The 16167-nt window shown below is 34.8% G+C and carries 16 protein-coding genes and 2 tRNA genes; 11 read left to right on the top strand and 7 right to left on the bottom strand.

Annotation, left to right across the window (positions count from 1 at the left end):
• Positions 1–53: 53 nt before the first annotated feature.
• From dnaB to tgt, 5 genes are all read right to left on the bottom strand, one after another.
• On the bottom strand, positions 54–1586 hold the full coding sequence (dnaB, locus tag HM987_RS07375) for a replicative DNA helicase (RefSeq protein ID WP_178988248.1): 1533 nt from the start codon (positions 1584–1586) through the stop codon (positions 54–56).
• Positions 1587–1754: 168 nt separating this feature from the next.
• Complete coding sequence (locus HM987_RS07370) at positions 1755–2708, bottom strand: acetyl-CoA carboxylase carboxyltransferase subunit alpha (RefSeq protein WP_179006605.1); 954 nt, start codon at positions 2706–2708, stop codon at positions 1755–1757.
• Between the two features lie 51 nt (positions 2709–2759).
• The gene (locus tag HM987_RS07365) at positions 2760–3668 is read right to left on the bottom strand and encodes a DMT family transporter (RefSeq protein ID WP_179006604.1); all 909 of its coding nucleotides are present in this window, start codon (positions 3666–3668) and stop codon (positions 2760–2762) included.
• A complete protein-coding gene (locus HM987_RS07360) occupies positions 3655–4731 on the bottom strand; it encodes an LptF/LptG family permease (protein WP_179006602.1) in 1077 nt (358 codons plus the stop codon). The genes HM987_RS07365 and HM987_RS07360 overlap by 14 nt, the downstream gene beginning before the upstream one ends.
• Before the next feature lie 166 nt (positions 4732–4897).
• The gene (gene tgt / locus HM987_RS07355; protein ID WP_179006600.1) at positions 4898–6028 is read right to left on the bottom strand and encodes a tRNA guanosine(34) transglycosylase Tgt; all 1131 of its coding nucleotides are present in this window, start codon (positions 6026–6028) and stop codon (positions 4898–4900) included.
• Between the two features lie 343 nt (positions 6029–6371).
• On the opposite strand from tgt, the gene HM987_RS07350 reads away from it, so the two are divergent.
• From HM987_RS07350 to HM987_RS07340, 3 genes are all read left to right on the top strand, one after another.
• Positions 6372–7217 carry a transketolase gene (locus HM987_RS07350; protein WP_179006598.1) on the top strand — a complete coding sequence of 282 codons (846 nt, stop codon included), beginning with the start codon at positions 6372–6374 and terminating at the stop codon, positions 7215–7217.
• 105 nt (positions 7218–7322) lie between these two features.
• The gene (locus tag HM987_RS07345; RefSeq protein WP_179006596.1) at positions 7323–8276 is read left to right on the top strand and encodes a transketolase family protein; all 954 of its coding nucleotides are present in this window, start codon (positions 7323–7325) and stop codon (positions 8274–8276) included.
• A 56-nt stretch (positions 8277–8332) separates the two neighbouring features.
• Positions 8333–8932 carry a porin family protein gene (locus tag HM987_RS07340; protein WP_179006594.1) on the top strand — a complete coding sequence of 200 codons (600 nt, stop codon included), beginning with the start codon at positions 8333–8335 and terminating at the stop codon, positions 8930–8932.
• 72 nt (positions 8933–9004) lie between these two features.
• Here the strand turns inward: HM987_RS07340 and HM987_RS07335 are convergent, their stop codons facing one another.
• The gene (locus tag HM987_RS07335; protein WP_179006592.1) at positions 9005–10069 is read right to left on the bottom strand and encodes an FKBP-type peptidyl-prolyl cis-trans isomerase; all 1065 of its coding nucleotides are present in this window, start codon (positions 10067–10069) and stop codon (positions 9005–9007) included.
• Between the two features lie 134 nt (positions 10070–10203).
• Between HM987_RS07335 and HM987_RS07330 the strand changes: the two genes are divergently transcribed.
• The 3 genes from HM987_RS07330 (at position 10204) to HM987_RS07320 (ending at position 11866) form a co-directional block, all read left to right on the top strand.
• Positions 10204–10575 carry an RNA-binding S4 domain-containing protein gene (locus HM987_RS07330; protein ID WP_178984275.1) on the top strand — a complete coding sequence of 124 codons (372 nt, stop codon included), beginning with the start codon at positions 10204–10206 and terminating at the stop codon, positions 10573–10575.
• A 135-nt stretch (positions 10576–10710) separates the two neighbouring features.
• Positions 10711–11295 carry a methyltransferase gene (locus tag HM987_RS07325; RefSeq protein WP_179006590.1) on the top strand — a complete coding sequence of 195 codons (585 nt, stop codon included), beginning with the start codon at positions 10711–10713 and terminating at the stop codon, positions 11293–11295.
• Between the two features lie 67 nt (positions 11296–11362).
• Positions 11363–11866: a phosphoribosyltransferase family protein gene (locus tag HM987_RS07320; RefSeq protein WP_179006588.1), complete on the top strand. Its 504-nt coding sequence runs from the start codon at positions 11363–11365 to the stop codon at positions 11864–11866.
• Here HM987_RS07320 and HM987_RS07315 read toward each other — a convergent pair.
• Entirely contained in the window at positions 11858–12379 is a 522-nt protein-coding gene (locus HM987_RS07315; RefSeq protein ID WP_179006586.1) for a shikimate kinase, read from the bottom strand. The two genes, HM987_RS07320 and HM987_RS07315, sit on opposite strands and share 9 nt — an antisense overlap.
• Positions 12380–12509: 130 nt before the next feature.
• Between HM987_RS07315 and HM987_RS07310 the strand changes: the two genes are divergently transcribed.
• The 5 genes from HM987_RS07310 (at position 12510) to HM987_RS07290 (ending at position 16163) form a co-directional block, all read left to right on the top strand.
• A tRNA-Lys gene (locus tag HM987_RS07310) sits at positions 12510–12582 on the top strand.
• A 55-nt stretch (positions 12583–12637) separates the two neighbouring features.
• Positions 12638–12721 (top strand) — tRNA-Leu (locus HM987_RS07305).
• A 217-nt stretch (positions 12722–12938) separates the two neighbouring features.
• On the top strand, positions 12939–13838 hold the full coding sequence (locus HM987_RS07300; protein ID WP_179006584.1) for a MerR family transcriptional regulator: 900 nt from the start codon (positions 12939–12941) through the stop codon (positions 13836–13838).
• Between the two features lie 5 nt (positions 13839–13843).
• On the top strand, positions 13844–15304 hold the full coding sequence (locus tag HM987_RS07295; protein ID WP_179006582.1) for a phytoene desaturase family protein: 1461 nt from the start codon (positions 13844–13846) through the stop codon (positions 15302–15304).
• Between the two features lie 19 nt (positions 15305–15323).
• Entirely contained in the window at positions 15324–16163 is an 840-nt protein-coding gene (locus tag HM987_RS07290) for a phytoene/squalene synthase family protein (RefSeq protein WP_179006580.1), read from the top strand.
• The last annotated feature ends 4 nt before the right edge of the window (positions 16164–16167 follow it).

Below are 16167 nucleotides of genomic sequence, written 5' to 3'. Positions count from 1 at the left end.
ACTAAGCGTGCAAAGATAAGTTAAAAAACCATTTTCAATCACTTAAAAAGCTGTTAAAAAGGAACGCCATCATCCTCAGGTCCATCAAAGGCATCGGAAGGTGACGGGAAATTATCTGGTTTGAAGGTATTGTCGTTAGCAGCTGCATTCATTTTAGAGTGAAATTCGCCAAAAGGTGTATCAAAATCATCCAAATTATCGAACTTACCTAGGTGACCGATAAACTTCAGTCTAATGTTTTCCAAACCACCATTTCTGTGTTTGGCAACAATGAACTCTCCTTGCCCTTCGGTTGGCGAACGCTCTTCATCATCCCATTCGTCAATCTTGTAATATTCCGGTCTGTAGATAAAGGAAACGATATCGGCATCTTGCTCAATGGCACCAGATTCACGTAAATCTGACAATAAAGGACGTTTGCTTCCTCCTCTTGTTTCTACTGCTCGCGATAACTGTGACAAGGCAATTACAGGAAGATTCAATTCTTTTGCCAATGCTTTTAAGTTACGGGAGATCATGGAAATTTCCTGTTCACGATTACCGCCTTTCTGACTTCCTCCTGCGGTCATCAGCTGCAAATAATCTATCATTATCATTTTAATACCAAATTGCGATGCCAAACGACGCGCTTTTGCCCTTAAATCGAAAATGGACAATGAAGGTGTATCATCAATAAATAATGGTGCTTTTTCTAAAGTTTTTACTTTGACATTAAGCTGTTCCCATTCGTGTTTTTCAAGTTTCCCTGTTCTCAATTTTTCCGAAGACAGACCTGTTTCACTAGAAATTAAACGGGTGATCAACTGTACTGAAGACATTTCCAGAGAAAAGAAAGCCACAGGAATATTACTATTTACAGCCACATTACGAGCCATGGTTAAAGTAAATGCCGTTTTACCCATACCTGGACGTGCTGCGATAATCACTAAATCAGACGGTTGCCAACCAGAAGTCAGTTTGTCGAGTTTATCAAAACCTGAAGGGATGCCACTCATACCCTCTTTGTTTGAAATTTCCTCAATTTTCTTTTTCGCTTGAATTACCAAACTCTGGGCAGATTCCGTAGATTTCTTAACGTTACCTTGGGTAACTTCATATAATTTGGCTTCAGCCGTATCTAAAAGATCGAAAACATCCCTTGTTTCGTCATATGCTTCTTCAATAATTTCGTTTGAAATTTTGATCAAACTCCGCTGAATATATTTCTGAAGAATAATACGCGCATGAAACTCAATATGAGCCGAAGAAGAGACACGTTGGGTTAAGGAAATGAGATAAAAATCACCTCCAACCATATCCAGTTTTTCATCCTTCTTTAATTGGCTCGAAACGGTTAATAAGTCAACCGGTTCACTGTTTTCAAATAATTTGAAAATGGCTTCAAAGATGTTTTTGTGGGCTTCTTTATAGAAAGCATCTGCACTTAAGATGTCAATAACTTCATCAACACCTTTTTTATCGATCATCATTGCCCCAAGTACAACTTCCTCTAAATCAATTGCTTGAGGTGGTATTTTTCCTTTTTCTAAGTTGATAATAGTACTTTTATCAACTTTGTAGCCTTGTACTGGGTTTGGTTGTTTCATAGTTTACAAAAGTAGTTAAATAGAATCGATGAAATGCGTCAGACTGTTTTACAATCTTAACAGGTCTTCAACAATTTAACTGTTAATAACTCTGATTTATTGTTAATAGCGCCAAAAAAAACCGAAGTATAAACTTCAGTTTTTTATAGTTCCGTATGTTCAGTGGATTTAGTCTTTATAGACTCCCATATTATCGTATTTTTCCATACGCTGTTTCACTAAATCTTTTGGTGATAAGTTTTTAAGCTCTTCAAAAGCCTTGACAATGGCATCACTCACAGCTGAAAACGTTTTATCCCTATCTGTATGTGCGCCACCAAGTGGTTCTTTGATAATTGAATCGACGAGCTTCATCCGCTTCATGTCCTTTGCTGTTAGTTTCAGGGCTTCAGCAGCTTGTTCCTTATATTCCCAGCTTCGCCATAAAATAGAAGAACAGGATTCAGGAGAAATAACGGAATACCATGTATTCTCTAACATCATAACGCGGTCACCAACGCCAATACCCAACGCTCCACCTGAAGCGCCTTCTCCAATAATAATAGTAATGATTGGTACTTTTAGACGCGCCATTTCCAAAATATTTCTGGCGATGGCCTCGCCTTGGCCACGTTCCTCAGCTTCTAAACCAGGATAGGCACCAGGCGTATCAATTAAAGTCACGACAGGAATTCCAAATTTCTCTGCAGATTTCATTAATCGTAAGGCTTTTCGATACCCTTCAGGATTGGACATTCCGAAATTACGATACTGTCTTGTTTTGGTATTATAGCCTTTTTGCTGACCAATAAACATATACGATTGGTCTCCAATTTTTCCTAAACCACCTATCATGGCTTTGTCATCCTTTACATTTCGATCACCATGCAATTCCAAAAACGTATCGCCACAAAGTGCTTTGATATGATCTAAAGTATATGGTCTATTTGGATGACGCGATAATTGAACACGTTGCCAAGCCGTAAGATTCTTATAGATATCCTTTTTAGTTGCTGCTAATTTTTTCTCAATCTGTTTACAGGTTTCAGTAACATCTACCTCACTTTCTTTTCCTATAATCTGACATTTATCGAGCTGATCTTCCAGCTCTTTTATGGGTAATTCAAACTCTAAGTATTCCATACAATTTGAAGTTAATTTATTGTTTTAGTTAGTTAGGCAAATATAAAAACTTTAATTGGTAATTTGGCGTGTTTTACTTTTTCTCCTTTTATAGTTTTTAAAAATGGCGTCCATCAATACCGTAACCAAAACTAAAATAGCACCTAAATAAAATTGTGGTGACATTTTTTCGGTTTCTGGAAAAAGCATTAGAGCGATTGCGATGCCATAAAGTGGTTCTAGATTATAACTTAAAATAACGGTAAACGGACTTATATAACGCATCACATCTACGGAACCGATAAAAGCATAGGCTGTGCAAATAGATGCTAATATGAATAAATACATCCAATCTGAATTGGAAAGTGCAAAGAATTCTGCATTAAATGTTTTACCTGACGCTAGAATAAATACAGTTAAAAACAATACGCCACTAACAAATTCGTAAAATGAAATTACCGTCGCATTATGTTTTTCTATAAAACGACCATTGATAACGGCAAACAGCGTTGAAAATAATGCTGATAATAAGCCTAAAACAATACCATTAATGTAACTTATTTCACTACTTGTGATTAAAACCACTCCCAACACCACTATGATACCAAAGATAATTTCGTAACCTAGAATACGACGTTTAAAAATGAAAGGTTCAATGAAAGAAGCAAAAAATGCACCTGAAGAAAACATGGCTAAAGCAATAGAAACATTGGCTTGGTTGATGGCTTCAAAAAAAGTGATCCAATGTAAGGCAATAATCACTCCTGCCGCAGAAAACTGCCAAAAGGTTCGTCTCGAAATTTTAATATTTAGCCGAATAATTTTGATGTAAATGAACATTAAAATACCGGCCATGGCCATTCGGTACCAAACCAATTCCAAAGCTCCTATAGTAATTAACTCACCTAGAATAGCAGTGAATCCGGCTATGACTACCAGAAAATGTAAATGTATATAATGCTTTAGTTTAGCGTTTGGCATTTTGTAGCAGATATACTGCTAAAATACCAAATATTACATTAGGAAACCATACCGCAACAACGGCAGGAAAATCGGACTGTTCTGCCATTACCCCAAAGACCTTATCAAAGAAAACGTAAATCATAGCAATAGAAATACCTAAAGCAAGATTCACGCCCATGCCTCCTCTTCTTTTAACTGAAGATACGGCAACGGCAATAATTGTTAAAATAAATATGGAAACCGGTAAACTCCATTTTTTTAATTTCACCACTTGATATCGTCCAATATTAGGAGAACCTCTTCTTTTTTCGGCTGCTATAAATTTCAATAGCTCACCATAAGATTTTGTCTCAGCAGCATACTGTACAGGCGTCAAATCTTCGATTTCGAAAGGTAAATCCAATAATTTTCGATTTTCTTTTTCCACCGTTTCTACACCATTTTCAAAAGAGCGTTTAAGATAAGTTGTGAGACTGTACATACTATCTTCCTCTACGTACCGAATATTGTCAGCAAAAATTTTGTACTTGAGTTCGTTGCCTTCAAAATGTTCGTACGTAAATTTATGACCCGTTTTGTTTCTTGGAATGAAATTACTAACATAGATGTAATCGTTATCATTTATTTGTTGATACACATCGCGTGTTTGCTGGATATCTTTATTCTTCTTTAAATATTTAAACTTGAATTCATTAAACCCTTGGCTAGCAATCGGCGCTAAGTACATTCCTAAAAACATGGCAAAACCTGCAACAATAGTGGCACCTATCATATAAGGTCTTAAAAATCTTGAAAATGACGTTCCAGAACTTAAAAATGCTACTATCTCTGTGTTATTCGCCAATTTGGATGTGAACCAAATCACAGATAAAAACAAAAATAAAGGAAATAAGAGGTTGGCAAAATAAACCGTAAAATTCATATAGTAAAAGCCCACTTCACCAAGTGAAGCATCATTTTCAATCATTCTACCTACCTTCTCTGCTAAATCTACAGTTATTCCAATGGGAACAAACAATAGTAGCATCATCAGAAAGGTAAATAAATACCGTTTTAATATGTACCAATCTAGGATTTTCAAGTTTGCTTATGGTTTATGGTTTATGGTTTATGGTTTATGGTTTATGGTTTATGGTTTATGGTTTATGGTTTATGGTTTATGGTTTAAAATTAAATTCCGGAATGAATTGTATCATGAATTCATGAATTATTCTGATTTTTTAATTATTCATTCTTCATTTAGTTTACTACAATCGGTTATCCATTTGCTTTACCATTTTTTCTTTCCAAGCTCTAAAATCACCAGCAATAATATGTTTTCTGGCTTCTCTTGTCAGCCATAGGTAAAAACCAAGGTTATGAATGGTTGCGATCTGCTTTCCCAATAATTCATTGACTGTAAATAAATGTCTTAAATAGGCTTTACTATACTCGGTATCTACAAAGGTTATGCCCATTTCATCCACAGGCGAAAAATCATTGGCCCATTTTAGATTCTTAATATTAATTGAGCCATGAGCGGTAAACAACATACCATTTCTCGCATTCCGAGTAGGCATCACACAATCGAACATATCTACACCTAACGCAATATTTTCTAATATATTGATTGGTGTTCCGACACCCATCAAATAGCGCGGTTTGTCTTCTGGCAGAATATTGCAAACCACATCTGTCATGGCATACATTTCCTCTGCTGGTTCACCAACGGAAAGACCTCCAATGGCATTCCCTTCTGCGCCTGCATTTGCGATATATTCTGCAGATTGTTCCCTTAAATCCTTATAGCAACTACCTTGAACAATGGGAAAAAATGTTTGTTCATAGTCGTACTTAAAAGGTGTCTTTTTTAGATGAGTTAAACAACGCTCTAACCAACGATGCGTCATGTGCATTGAACGTTTGGCATAATTATAATCGCATGGATACGGTGTACACTCATCGAAAGCCATGATAATATCTGCACCTATACTGCGTTGAACTTCCATGACATTTTCGGGCGTAAACACATGATAGCTTCCATCGATATGTGATTTAAACTTAACACCTTCTTCCTTAATTTTTCGGTTGGAAGACATCGAATACACTTGGTAGCCACCAGAATCGGTTAGAATATTCCTGTCCCAGTTCATGAATTTGTGCAAACCACCTGCTTGTTCTAAAATTGGAGTTTGTGGTCTTAAATATAAATGATATGTATTTCCAAGTATAATATCTGGATTAATATCATTTTTCAATTCCCGCTGATGCACACCTTTTACAGAAGCCACAGTACCAACTGGCATAAAAATCGGCGTTTCTATACTTCCATGATCTGTGGTAATAGTTCCTGCTCTTGCTTTGGTTTCTTTATCGTTTGCTACTCTATTAAATATCATTAAATCGTTGTCAGACGGCAAATATAATTAACTCTTTAAGATTCCTTCTTAAATTAAATTTAAAAAATAATAGGGCTCAATCTTTTCTCTATTGGTTATAAAGGATGCAGCCTAAACAAAATGGTTTTATGCAGTTGAATTTTTAAAGATTGTTAGCAAATCGCACATTTCGTTGATAAGTGAAGTATTTCATTTTTTTAAAGACCTGTGTAAAAAGTTACTTTTGTAGCCTCAACCAGAATTGTAAGAAACCAATTTTTACCTTTCCCGAGGAGAGGTAAAACTGAAACCTCGAAAGAAAACTTTCATGGATTTTTTTTTTACTAAATATAAGCAACACAACATGCCAAACATTAAAGAATTAGAAGATTTAACAACTCAAGTTCGTAGAGATATATTGCGAATGGTACACAAGGTCAACTCTGGTCATCCTGGAGGTTCATTAGGTTGTACAGAATTTTTTGTATCACTTTACCAAGAGCTCATGGAGCGCAAGGACAGTTTTGATATGAACGGCATAGGAGAAGATTTATTCTTTTTGTCAAACGGACATATTTCACCCGTATTTTATAGTGTGTTGGCACGATCTGGATATTTTCCTGTGGAAGAACTCAACACGTTTAGGTTAATTGATTCACGATTACAAGGTCATCCAACAACACATGAAGGTCTACCAGGTATAAGAATTGCTTCTGGTTCCTTAGGACAGGGAATGTCTGTTGCCATTGGCGCTGCCCAAGCTAAGAAATTGAATAATGATGACCATTTAATCTATAGTCTTCATGGCGATGGCGAATTACAAGAAGGACAGAATTGGGAAGCCATTATGTATGCTTCGGCTAAAAAAGTTGATAATTTGATTTCCACCGTAGATTTAAACCAACAACAGATTGATGGTTCTACAGACGATGTTCTACCAATGGGAAGTCTAAGGGCGAAATTTGAAGCTTTTGGTTGGACCGTTTTAGACATTGAAAAAGGTAATGATATAGAGGCAATTCTTAAAGGAATGAAAGAAGCAAAGTCGCTGACCGGAAAAGGAAAGCCTGTTTGTGTTTTGCTACATTCCATAATGGGTAATGGTGTGGATTTTATGATGCACACACATGCTTGGCATGGAAAAGCGCCAAATGACGAGCAATTAGCTATTGGATTAGATCAAAATGCTGAAACTTTAGGAGACTATTAATCCCATCCTAAATCCTTCCCCAAGGGAAGGACCTAAATGATGAAAAAAAACAACTAAAAATATAACCCTTTTAAAGCCCTTCCTCTGGAAGGGTTGGGTAGGCTTATGAAAACATACACATATACAGAAAAGAAAGATACTAGAAGTGGCTTTGGTGCAGGTTTAGCAGAATTAGGCCGCACAAACCCTAATGTGGTTGCCTTATGCGCAGACTTAATTGGGTCTTTAAAAATGAAAGAATTCATAGACGAAAATCCCGAGCGTTTTTTCCAAGTCGGTATCGCAGAGGCCAACATGATGGGCATTGCGGCTGGTTTAACTATTGGCGGAAAAATCCCGTTTACAGGAACCTTTGCTAATTTCTCTACAGGAAGGGTTTATGATCAAATTCGTCAATCTATTGCCTACTCTGGTAAGAATGTAAAAATATGTGCGTCGCACGCTGGTTTGACTTTAGGTGAGGATGGCGCGACACATCAAATTTTAGAAGATATCGGATTAATGAAAATGTTGCCAGGCATGGTGGTTATAAATCCTTGTGATTATAACCAGACCAAAGCAGCAACGATAGCTATTGCAGAACACGACGGCCCCGTTTATTTAAGATTTGGTCGTCCTTCTGTTCCAATTTTTACACCTTCAGATCAAAAATTTGAAATAGGAAAAGCCCTTAAATTTACGGAGGGTACTGACGTTACTATTATAGCAACAGGTCATTTAGTGTGGGAAGCTTTAGAAGCTTCAAAAGCCTTAAATGAAGCTGGTATTTCTGCTGAAGTGATAAACATTCATACCATAAAACCTTTAGATGATAACGCTATTTTAGAATCCGTTGCCAAAACAGGCTGTGTTGTTACAGCCGAGGAACACAATTATTTAGGAGGACTTGGAGAAAGTATAGCTAGGGTTTTAGCGAAACACCAACCAACTCCTCAAGAATTTGTGGCTACCAATGACACTTTTGGTGAATCAGGAACTCCAGCACAGCTGATGGATAAGTATGGCTTAAATAGTGAAGCGATTATTAAAGCTGTTAAAAAAGTACTGAAAAGAAAATAACTTCATTTTGGCAGCGTTTTTGTTATTAGGAATACTTAATCTTAAAAACGAACATTATGAAACATTTGAAAAAATCAGTTGCCCTAACTGTAATCTTAGCTTTTATTGGTTTTAACAGCACTGCACAAACCGAAAGTTTATTTGGATTGAAAGGCGGTTTAAATTACAGTGCAAATGGAGACTATATTGAGTCAACCAATGCTAACGCGAAAAATCCCGATCGCAATATTGGCTATCATGTTGGTGTATTTGGAAAAATAGGAAACAAACTTTACTTAAGACCTGAACTTATATATACAGCCACAAAAAGTGACTATAACAGCAATGAATTTTCGGTTAAGAAAATCGATGCTCCAGTATTAGTTGGTTTAAGGGTCATTGGACCTTTGAGTGTTTTTGCAGGACCTTCGTTTCAGTATATACTAGACACAGAATTTGACGGTATCAATATTGATAATGTTAAGGACGATTTTTCTGTAGGACTAAATTTTGGAGTCGGAGTTAATTTCAGAAAAATCGGAATCGACCTGAGGTATGAACGCGGTTTTAGTGACAATGAAGCCACTTTTGTCAATACTAATTTGGTAACCGTTAGTGAGAGTAGAATAGATACGAGACCAGATCAATTGATACTAAGTTTGTCGATAGGATTGTAATTTTTAACTATAAAAACAAGAAAGCCGCTCATTAATTGAGCGGCTTTCTTGTTTAAATTCTTAAATTAGTACTTAATTGCTTGGTAAATTATAATTGGTTTCAATGGTTTCATCTAAATAATCAGGCCCATCATTGTTAGAATCTGCAATGGTTACTGTTTTAAGTGTAATTATTCCTTCTGTTATATATCTACTTCTTTCATATTCATCGGTAGAGAGTGTCGGTTCCACTTCACCATTGTTAGTATCAATTATATAGGTGTTTGGAATCAATTCATCTATGGTCAATACAAGATCTCCATCATCATTATTGTCTATAAAATTAGGTATGCCATCTTCGTCAGTATCATCATCAAGAAGATCTAAGTTATTATTTAAATCTTCAACATAAGACGGAATTCCGTCATTATCGTGATCCATGGTTTCAAACTGTAATAATTCAAACTTAAAAATAAGGTTATCATAAGACGATCCAGTTGCTGACCCAGAAAAATACGCCAAACCAGATGGTATAAACATGACTCCTAAACCAGGATTCGAATAACTTATGCTTCCAGTATCTGGATCTATGCCATTAAATGTTCCTGCATTAAATGATGGCATAACCAATTGCCATGCTTTTATAACTGCATTTATGTTATTAAAATCAGTTTGCAAATAGAAATCCGCTGGTGTAATGGCAGAATCAAATACCTCTTCCACACCTCCTACTTCTGCACTTATTGAACTTCCTTCATACCTAACTCGGACAAAATCCGTAAACCTTGGCGAATCACCTTGACCTTGATTCAGAGTCAACACATAATACTCATAGTAAGTTTCCAAGTAAGTAACGTTACGTGTTTGTACTGCCTCGCTTAATATGGTATGGCCATCTGGTACGCTTTCCCCTTCTTCTAATTCCGTTATGATGATATCCGTGTATTTATGATCCGTTCCTGTCTCAAAAAAACTTGAATTGTAGTAATGTGAACTCAAATATGCTTGAATTTCAGCATTATCCTCTGCTTGCTGTTCTGTTCTATCCGCTTCAACAAATGGTGTCCCTCCACCTCCGTCATCATCATTATTACACGAAATAAATACTGCTGTAATAGCCAGCAAAACAAGACTAAACGTTAACGTTTTAATTTTCATAGAAATTCATTTTGTTCATCTGTTACCACCACAGTTAACAGATGAAATTCATTATTGCTAATTTTTAAGCCGCAAGATACAATAATATAATATTTTTGTACTATTCCTTTAACGGAGTTTTTAGTAAAAAAGATATGCGAATTGATAAATATTTATGGTGTGTGCGATATTACAAAACACGCAGTATTGCCACAAAAGCCTGTAAAAAAGGACAAGTAAAAGTTAATGGTGCTGCTGTAAAACCCTCAAGGGAAGTTTTTCCTACCGATAAAATTGAACTAAGAAAGGACCAAATCATCTACCAGCTGACCGTAAATGATTTACCTCCAAATCGTGTAGGTGCTAAATTGGTAGATATTTATAGAGTTGACACCACACCTAAATCGGCTTTTGAAGCTAAGGAACTTTTAAAATATAGTAAGGACTACTACAGAAAAAAAGGCACTGGAAGACCAACCAAAAAAGACCGACGTGATATTGATGATTTTTATGATGATGAAGAGTAAGTTTTGAGAAAGATAAAAGACCGCTTCGATTATAGAACCAAGAATCAAGATTAAAAAAGATTGCCGAGAGCATTATAGTCAAAATGAATTAATTTATAGAAATCAAACGTCCCTATTTTAAGAGTAATTAGTAACATGAATGAAATCAACAAGATCTATTGGGAAAATCGATACGCTAAAGACCAAACCGGTTGGAATATTGGTTACGTATCTACACCTCTTAAAAACTATATCGACCAATTAGAAGATAAGTCGTTAAAAATATTAATTCCTGGTGCAGGCAACAGTTATGAAGCCGAATACTTATGGAACAATGGATTTAAGCATGTTTACGTATTGGATGTTGCACAACAACCTTTGGATAATTTAAAATCGCGCATACCAGATTTTCCTGAAAAACAACTTTTAAATGTTGATTTTTTTGAACTTAGGGATACTTATGACCTCATTATTGAACAAACCTTCTTCTGTGCGCTAAACCCAAGTTTGCGTGAAAAATATGTAGAACAAATGCACCAATTGTTAAAACCTAAAGGGAAGCTTGTTGGCTTGTTCTTCAATTTTGAATTAACTGAAGATGGACCACCATTTGGAGGAAACCGTGCTGAATATCAATCACGTTTTGAATCTAAGTTCCACATAAAAGTTTTAGAACCTTCAATAAATTCCATAAAACAAAGACAAGGTAAAGAACTGTTTTTTATCTTTGAAAACGCATGATGTGTATTTAGAACTCATCTTAACGCGAAAAAAGGATCTTCTATAATTTTAACTAGTTTTTTAAACTATGGCATTAACAAAGAACACCATATTAAGTCATAAAGAAATTGAGCATAAAATAAAACGTATCGCTTATCAAATTTATGAGAGTAATGTTGATGAAACAGAACTTATAATTGCAGGTATTGAGAACAATGGCTATTTATTAGCGAAAAAAATAAAGTCGAATTTAGATAAAATCTCCAGTATAGAATCTACTTTGTGTAAAGTAACCATAAACAAATCTGAACCAACAACACCTATAAAAACGTCAATTGGTAAAGAAGATTACACTAATAAATCTATTGTATTGATTGACGATGTTCTAAATTCTGGCAGTACCTTAATTTATGGAATTAAGCATTTTCTTGATGTCCCACTTAAACAATTTAAAACGGCAGTTTTAGTCAATCGAAATCATAAAAAATATCCTGTAAAAGCAGATTTTAAAGGCATTTCACTTTCTACATCATTGTTTGAGCATGTGCACGTTAATTTATCCAAGCAACCTTATGAAGCTTATTTAGATTAAATGCGCCAAAAGTGCTTCTAAAATTTCTTGTTTTGTTTTGTGATCTGTATTTATTGTAAATTCCGATTGACTATAATATGGTGACCTTTCAAAGAGATGCTTACCAATAAATTCCAATAATTCAGTTTCAGAATTAATATGACTTATTAAAGGCCTTTTTGAACGTTCTAGAAATAACCGTTTGGCCAAAAGTGGAATGGAAAGTTTGAGGTAAAATGATTTCAAATTAGAAATAACCTTTAATAACTCCATATTGTTTCCGTAACAAGGTGTCCCTCCACCTAAGGCCAATACCACATTTTCTAAAGTACTAATAACTTCAGATAGATATTCGGTTTCTTTTTTTCTGAAATAGATTTCCCCTTTCTTTTTAAAAATTTCAGGAATGGAAGCATTTTCCTTATTGGAAATATAATCGTCTAAATCTAAAAAATCATAGTTAAGAACTGTAGCCAATTCCTTACCAATGGTTGATTTTCCAGATCCCATATATCCTATTAAAACTATAATCATAATGCTTATAAATTGATTTTTAAACCGATAGGTAAATAGACTACAAAAAAACGAAAAATTAAATAAAAAAAGTATTGTATTATTAATTAAACATTTTATATTTGCACCCTCGTTAAAGAGAAAACATTTTGACTAGTTAGCTCAGTTGGCAGAGCATCTCCCTTTTAAGGAGAGGGTCCTGGGTTCGAGCCCCAGACTGGTCACTAAAAAGGTTAAGCAAATTGCTTAACTTTTTTTTTATCTTTACCTCATTATTTTGCGCACGTGGCGGAATTGGTAGACGCGCCAGCTTGAGGGGTTGGTGGACATTAGTCCGTGGAAGTTCGAGTCTTCTCGTGCGCACTTTTTTTCTTCAAATCCATTAGATTATACCATATCCTCATTTTTTAAACAAAATAGTGCATTGCTACTTTTAATTACTAACTTAGGCTTATCAAAAAGTCATTTGATGTGTTAAAAGCATGTCCATTCAATTTGTTCTTTTTTTATATAATTTTTGTTAAATCCACGCATCTTATGCTTATAAATTGTATTTTTGTTTAATCATTATTTAAAAAAAATGAACAATATTAAGAATCAATTCAGTATTAAAGATCTTGAAAATCTTACAGGAATTAAAGCACACACTATAAGAATTTGGGAAAAACGATACAATCTACTAGAACCAAAACGTACGGAAACTAATATTAGATACTATGATTTAAAGAGTTTCCAAAAGCTTCTCAATGTTAGTTACCTTAATAACAACGGCTATAAAATTTCAAAGATTGCTAAAATGAAGGAAGCTGAAATCCCTCAATTAGTTAGAGAAATTGCGGCTGAAACCAATTTAGAAAGTCACGCTATCAATGCTTTTAAATTATCCATGTTAAACTTTGATCAAGCGCTGTTCTATAAAACCTACAGTTCCCTTCTCAAAGAAAAAGAGTTTAAAGCAATTTTCTATGACATATTTATTCCTTTGTTAACTGAAATTGGCCTGCTATGGCAAACAGACACTATAACTCCTGCGCACGAGCATTTTATTACAACACTTATTCGTCAGAAAATATTAATAAATACTGAAATAATTCAATCCAAACAAACTAACAAATCAACAAAAACCTTTGTGTTGTATTTACCGGATAACGAAATACACGAACTGGGTTTAATGTTCATTAACCATCAACTGGTCAGTAAAGGTTACCATTCCATTTTTTTAGGACAAAGTGTTCCTATTGAGAGTTTGGTGGAACTTCAAAATTACTATGATGAAATTATTTACCTTTCTTATTTTACCGTAAGACCACTCAAAGAAGATGTTTTAAACTATTTCAATGATTTTAGTAACTTGGTGATTAAAAAACCAAACACAAAATTTTGGGTTCTCGGACAAATACTCAACGACGTAGATATTAACCAATTACCTCAAAACATCAAAACCTTTAATTCCATTCAAAGCCTAATGGAAGCACTTTAAGTCTAATGCAGAAAACAATTTCCATAATAGGTTCAGGCTTCTCAGCATTATCGGCTTCGTGCTATTTAGCACAAGCGGGTTACAAGGTTTCTATTTTTGAAAAAAATCCTACTGTTGGCGGAAGAGCCAGACAACTTATTAAAGATGGTTTCACTTTTGACATGGGACCAAGTTGGTATTGGATGCCAGATATTTTTGAAAAATTCTTTAATGATTTTGGAAAAAAGGCGAGTGACTATTATCAGCTAGACAAATTAAATCCGGCTTATAAAATTTTTTTCTCAGACGATGTTATTACTATTGGTGATCACATGGATAAAATCTGTGAAGAGTTTGAACGCATAGAATCGGGAAGTTCTAAACCACTTCGCCAATTTATAGCAAAAGCACAAGATCATTATGACATCGCTATAAATAAGGTGGTTCTAAAACCTGGTCTTTCGCCTTTTGAATTAGTGACCATGGAAACCATTACCAGATTGGATCGTTTTTACAAAACTATAAGTTCTGAGGTTCGTAAAAATTTTAAAAACCCTAAACTTATTTCAACCTTGGAATTCCCTGTGCTCTTTTTGGGCGCCAAGCCAAATGAAACACCATCATTTTACAGTTTCATGAATTTTGCTGACTTTGGTTTAGGAACTTGGCATCCTAAAGGCGGCATGTACGAAATTGTTAAAGCCATGAAAAATTTAGCTGAAAGTCTAGGCGTTTCAATCTATCCTAATAGCAATGTTGAAAAAATAAATGTTGAAAATAAAACCGTTAAAAGTATTACCGTAAATGGTAAAATGATCCATTCGGATATTGTTATCAGTGGAGCGGATTATCATCATACAGAAACGCTTTTGGATAAGACTTACCGACAGTACAGTGAGAAATATTGGGAAAGCCGGACTTTTGCGCCCTCTTCCCTACTTTTTTATGTTGGTTTTGATCAAAAGTTAAAAAACGTTGAACATCACAATTTATTTTTTGATACTAATTTTGAAACGCATGCCGAAGACATATATGATCACCCTAAATGGCCTGAAAATCCACTTTTTTATGTTAACTTTCCTTCAGTAACAGATCAAAGTATGGCTCCTAAAGGTTGTGAGACTGGTTTTTTTCTTATACCAATCGCACCAGGATTGGAAGACACACCTGAATTACGTCAGCAATATTTCGATATTATTATAAATAGATTCGAAAATAAAACCGAGCAAAATGTCCGTGAACATATCCTGTTTAAAGAATCTTATTGTGTTAAGGATTTTGTTGAAGATTACAACTCTTACAAAGGAAATGCTTACGGCATGGCAAATACACTAATGCAAACAGCCTTTTTAAGACCTAAGTTAAAAAGCAAAAAAGTGAATCAACTTTATTTTACTGGGCAATTAACGGTTCCTGGACCCGGAGTTCCTCCAGCCTTAATCTCAGGAAAATTAGTTGCTGAACTGATTCAAAAAAATGAAATTTAATGGCTAAGCAATTATAAATATGAAATCAATTTTCGACAACGTATCCCGAGAATGTAGTAAGGCAGTTACCAATGCCTACAGCACCTCATTCTCTCTAGCTACCAAAATGCTATCCGACAGCATTAGACAAGATATTTACAATATTTATGGTTTTGTAAGATTTGCCGATGAGATCGTAGATACATTCCACGATTATGACAAAGAAAAGCTTTTCAAAAATTTTGAAGGCGACCTTGAAGCGGCTTTAGAGGATAAGATAAGTTTAAATCCCATATTGAATGCTTTTCAAGATACCTTTCATAAGTATGGGATCGATAAACATTTAGTAGATTCTTTTATGAACAGTATGCGTTTGGATCTTCATAAAACAGATTATCTTACTGAAGAAGAATATAAAGCCTACATTTATGGCTCTGCGGATGTGGTTGGGTTAATGTGCCTCAAGGTTTTTGTAAAAGGAGATAATGAGAAATATGAAGATTTAAAAGATTCTGCGATGAGTTTGGGCTCCGCTTTTCAGAAAGTAAATTTCTTGCGCGATTTAAAAGCAGACTTTGAAGACCTTAGCAGAACTTATTTTCCAAATACCGATTTGAATCAATTAGACGAGACTTCAAAAAAAGCCATTATAGATGATATTGAAGCCGATTTTGAAAAAGGATTACAAGGTATCAAACGCTTACCTATTGAAGCTAAATTTGGGGTTTTTATGGCTTATCGTTATTACAGCAAATTACTGGAAAAACTAAAAAAGACGCCTGCTCTACAAATCAAATCGACCAGAATCAGAGTTCCCAATTACAGAAAAATTGAGTTATTAACTCGCAGTTATGTGAAATATCAATTAAATTTACTTTAAAAAC

The sequence above is a fragment of the Winogradskyella forsetii genome (assembly GCF_013394595.1).
Taxonomy (GTDB): Bacteria; Bacteroidota; Bacteroidia; order Flavobacteriales; family Flavobacteriaceae; genus Winogradskyella; species Winogradskyella forsetii.
This window is presented reverse-complemented; position numbering and strand designations above follow the sequence as displayed.

Coding starts and splice junctions, on each gene's coding strand:
- HM987_RS07295 (WP_179006582.1), top strand. CDS start 13,844: ATGCAGAAAACAATTTCCATAATAGGTTCAGGCTTCTCAGCATTATCG.
- HM987_RS07300 (WP_179006584.1), top strand. CDS start 12,939: ATGAACAATATTAAGAATCAATTCAGTATTAAAGATCTTGAAAATCTT.
- HM987_RS07345 (WP_179006596.1), top strand. CDS start 7,323: ATGAAAACATACACATATACAGAAAAGAAAGATACTAGAAGTGGCTTT.
- HM987_RS07340 (WP_179006594.1), top strand. CDS start 8,333: ATGAAACATTTGAAAAAATCAGTTGCCCTAACTGTAATCTTAGCTTTT.
- HM987_RS07350 (WP_179006598.1), top strand. CDS start 6,372: ATGCCAAACATTAAAGAATTAGAAGATTTAACAACTCAAGTTCGTAGA.
- HM987_RS07335 (WP_179006592.1), bottom strand. CDS start 10,069: ATGAAAATTAAAACGTTAACGTTTAGTCTTGTTTTGCTGGCTATTACA.
- HM987_RS07370 (WP_179006605.1), bottom strand. CDS start 2,708: ATGGAATACTTAGAGTTTGAATTACCCATAAAAGAGCTGGAAGATCAG.
- HM987_RS07320 (WP_179006588.1), top strand. CDS start 11,363: ATGGCATTAACAAAGAACACCATATTAAGTCATAAAGAAATTGAGCAT.
- HM987_RS07365 (WP_179006604.1), bottom strand. CDS start 3,668: ATGCCAAACGCTAAACTAAAGCATTATATACATTTACATTTTCTGGTA.
- HM987_RS07330 (WP_178984275.1), top strand. CDS start 10,204: ATGCGAATTGATAAATATTTATGGTGTGTGCGATATTACAAAACACGC.
- HM987_RS07290 (WP_179006580.1), top strand. CDS start 15,324: ATGAAATCAATTTTCGACAACGTATCCCGAGAATGTAGTAAGGCAGTT.
- HM987_RS07315 (WP_179006586.1), bottom strand. CDS start 12,379: ATGATTATAGTTTTAATAGGATATATGGGATCTGGAAAATCAACCATT.
- tgt (WP_179006600.1), bottom strand. CDS start 6,028: ATGATATTTAATAGAGTAGCAAACGATAAAGAAACCAAAGCAAGAGCA.
- HM987_RS07325 (WP_179006590.1), top strand. CDS start 10,711: ATGAATGAAATCAACAAGATCTATTGGGAAAATCGATACGCTAAAGAC.
- dnaB (WP_178988248.1), bottom strand. CDS start 1,586: ATGAAACAACCAAACCCAGTACAAGGCTACAAAGTTGATAAAAGTACT.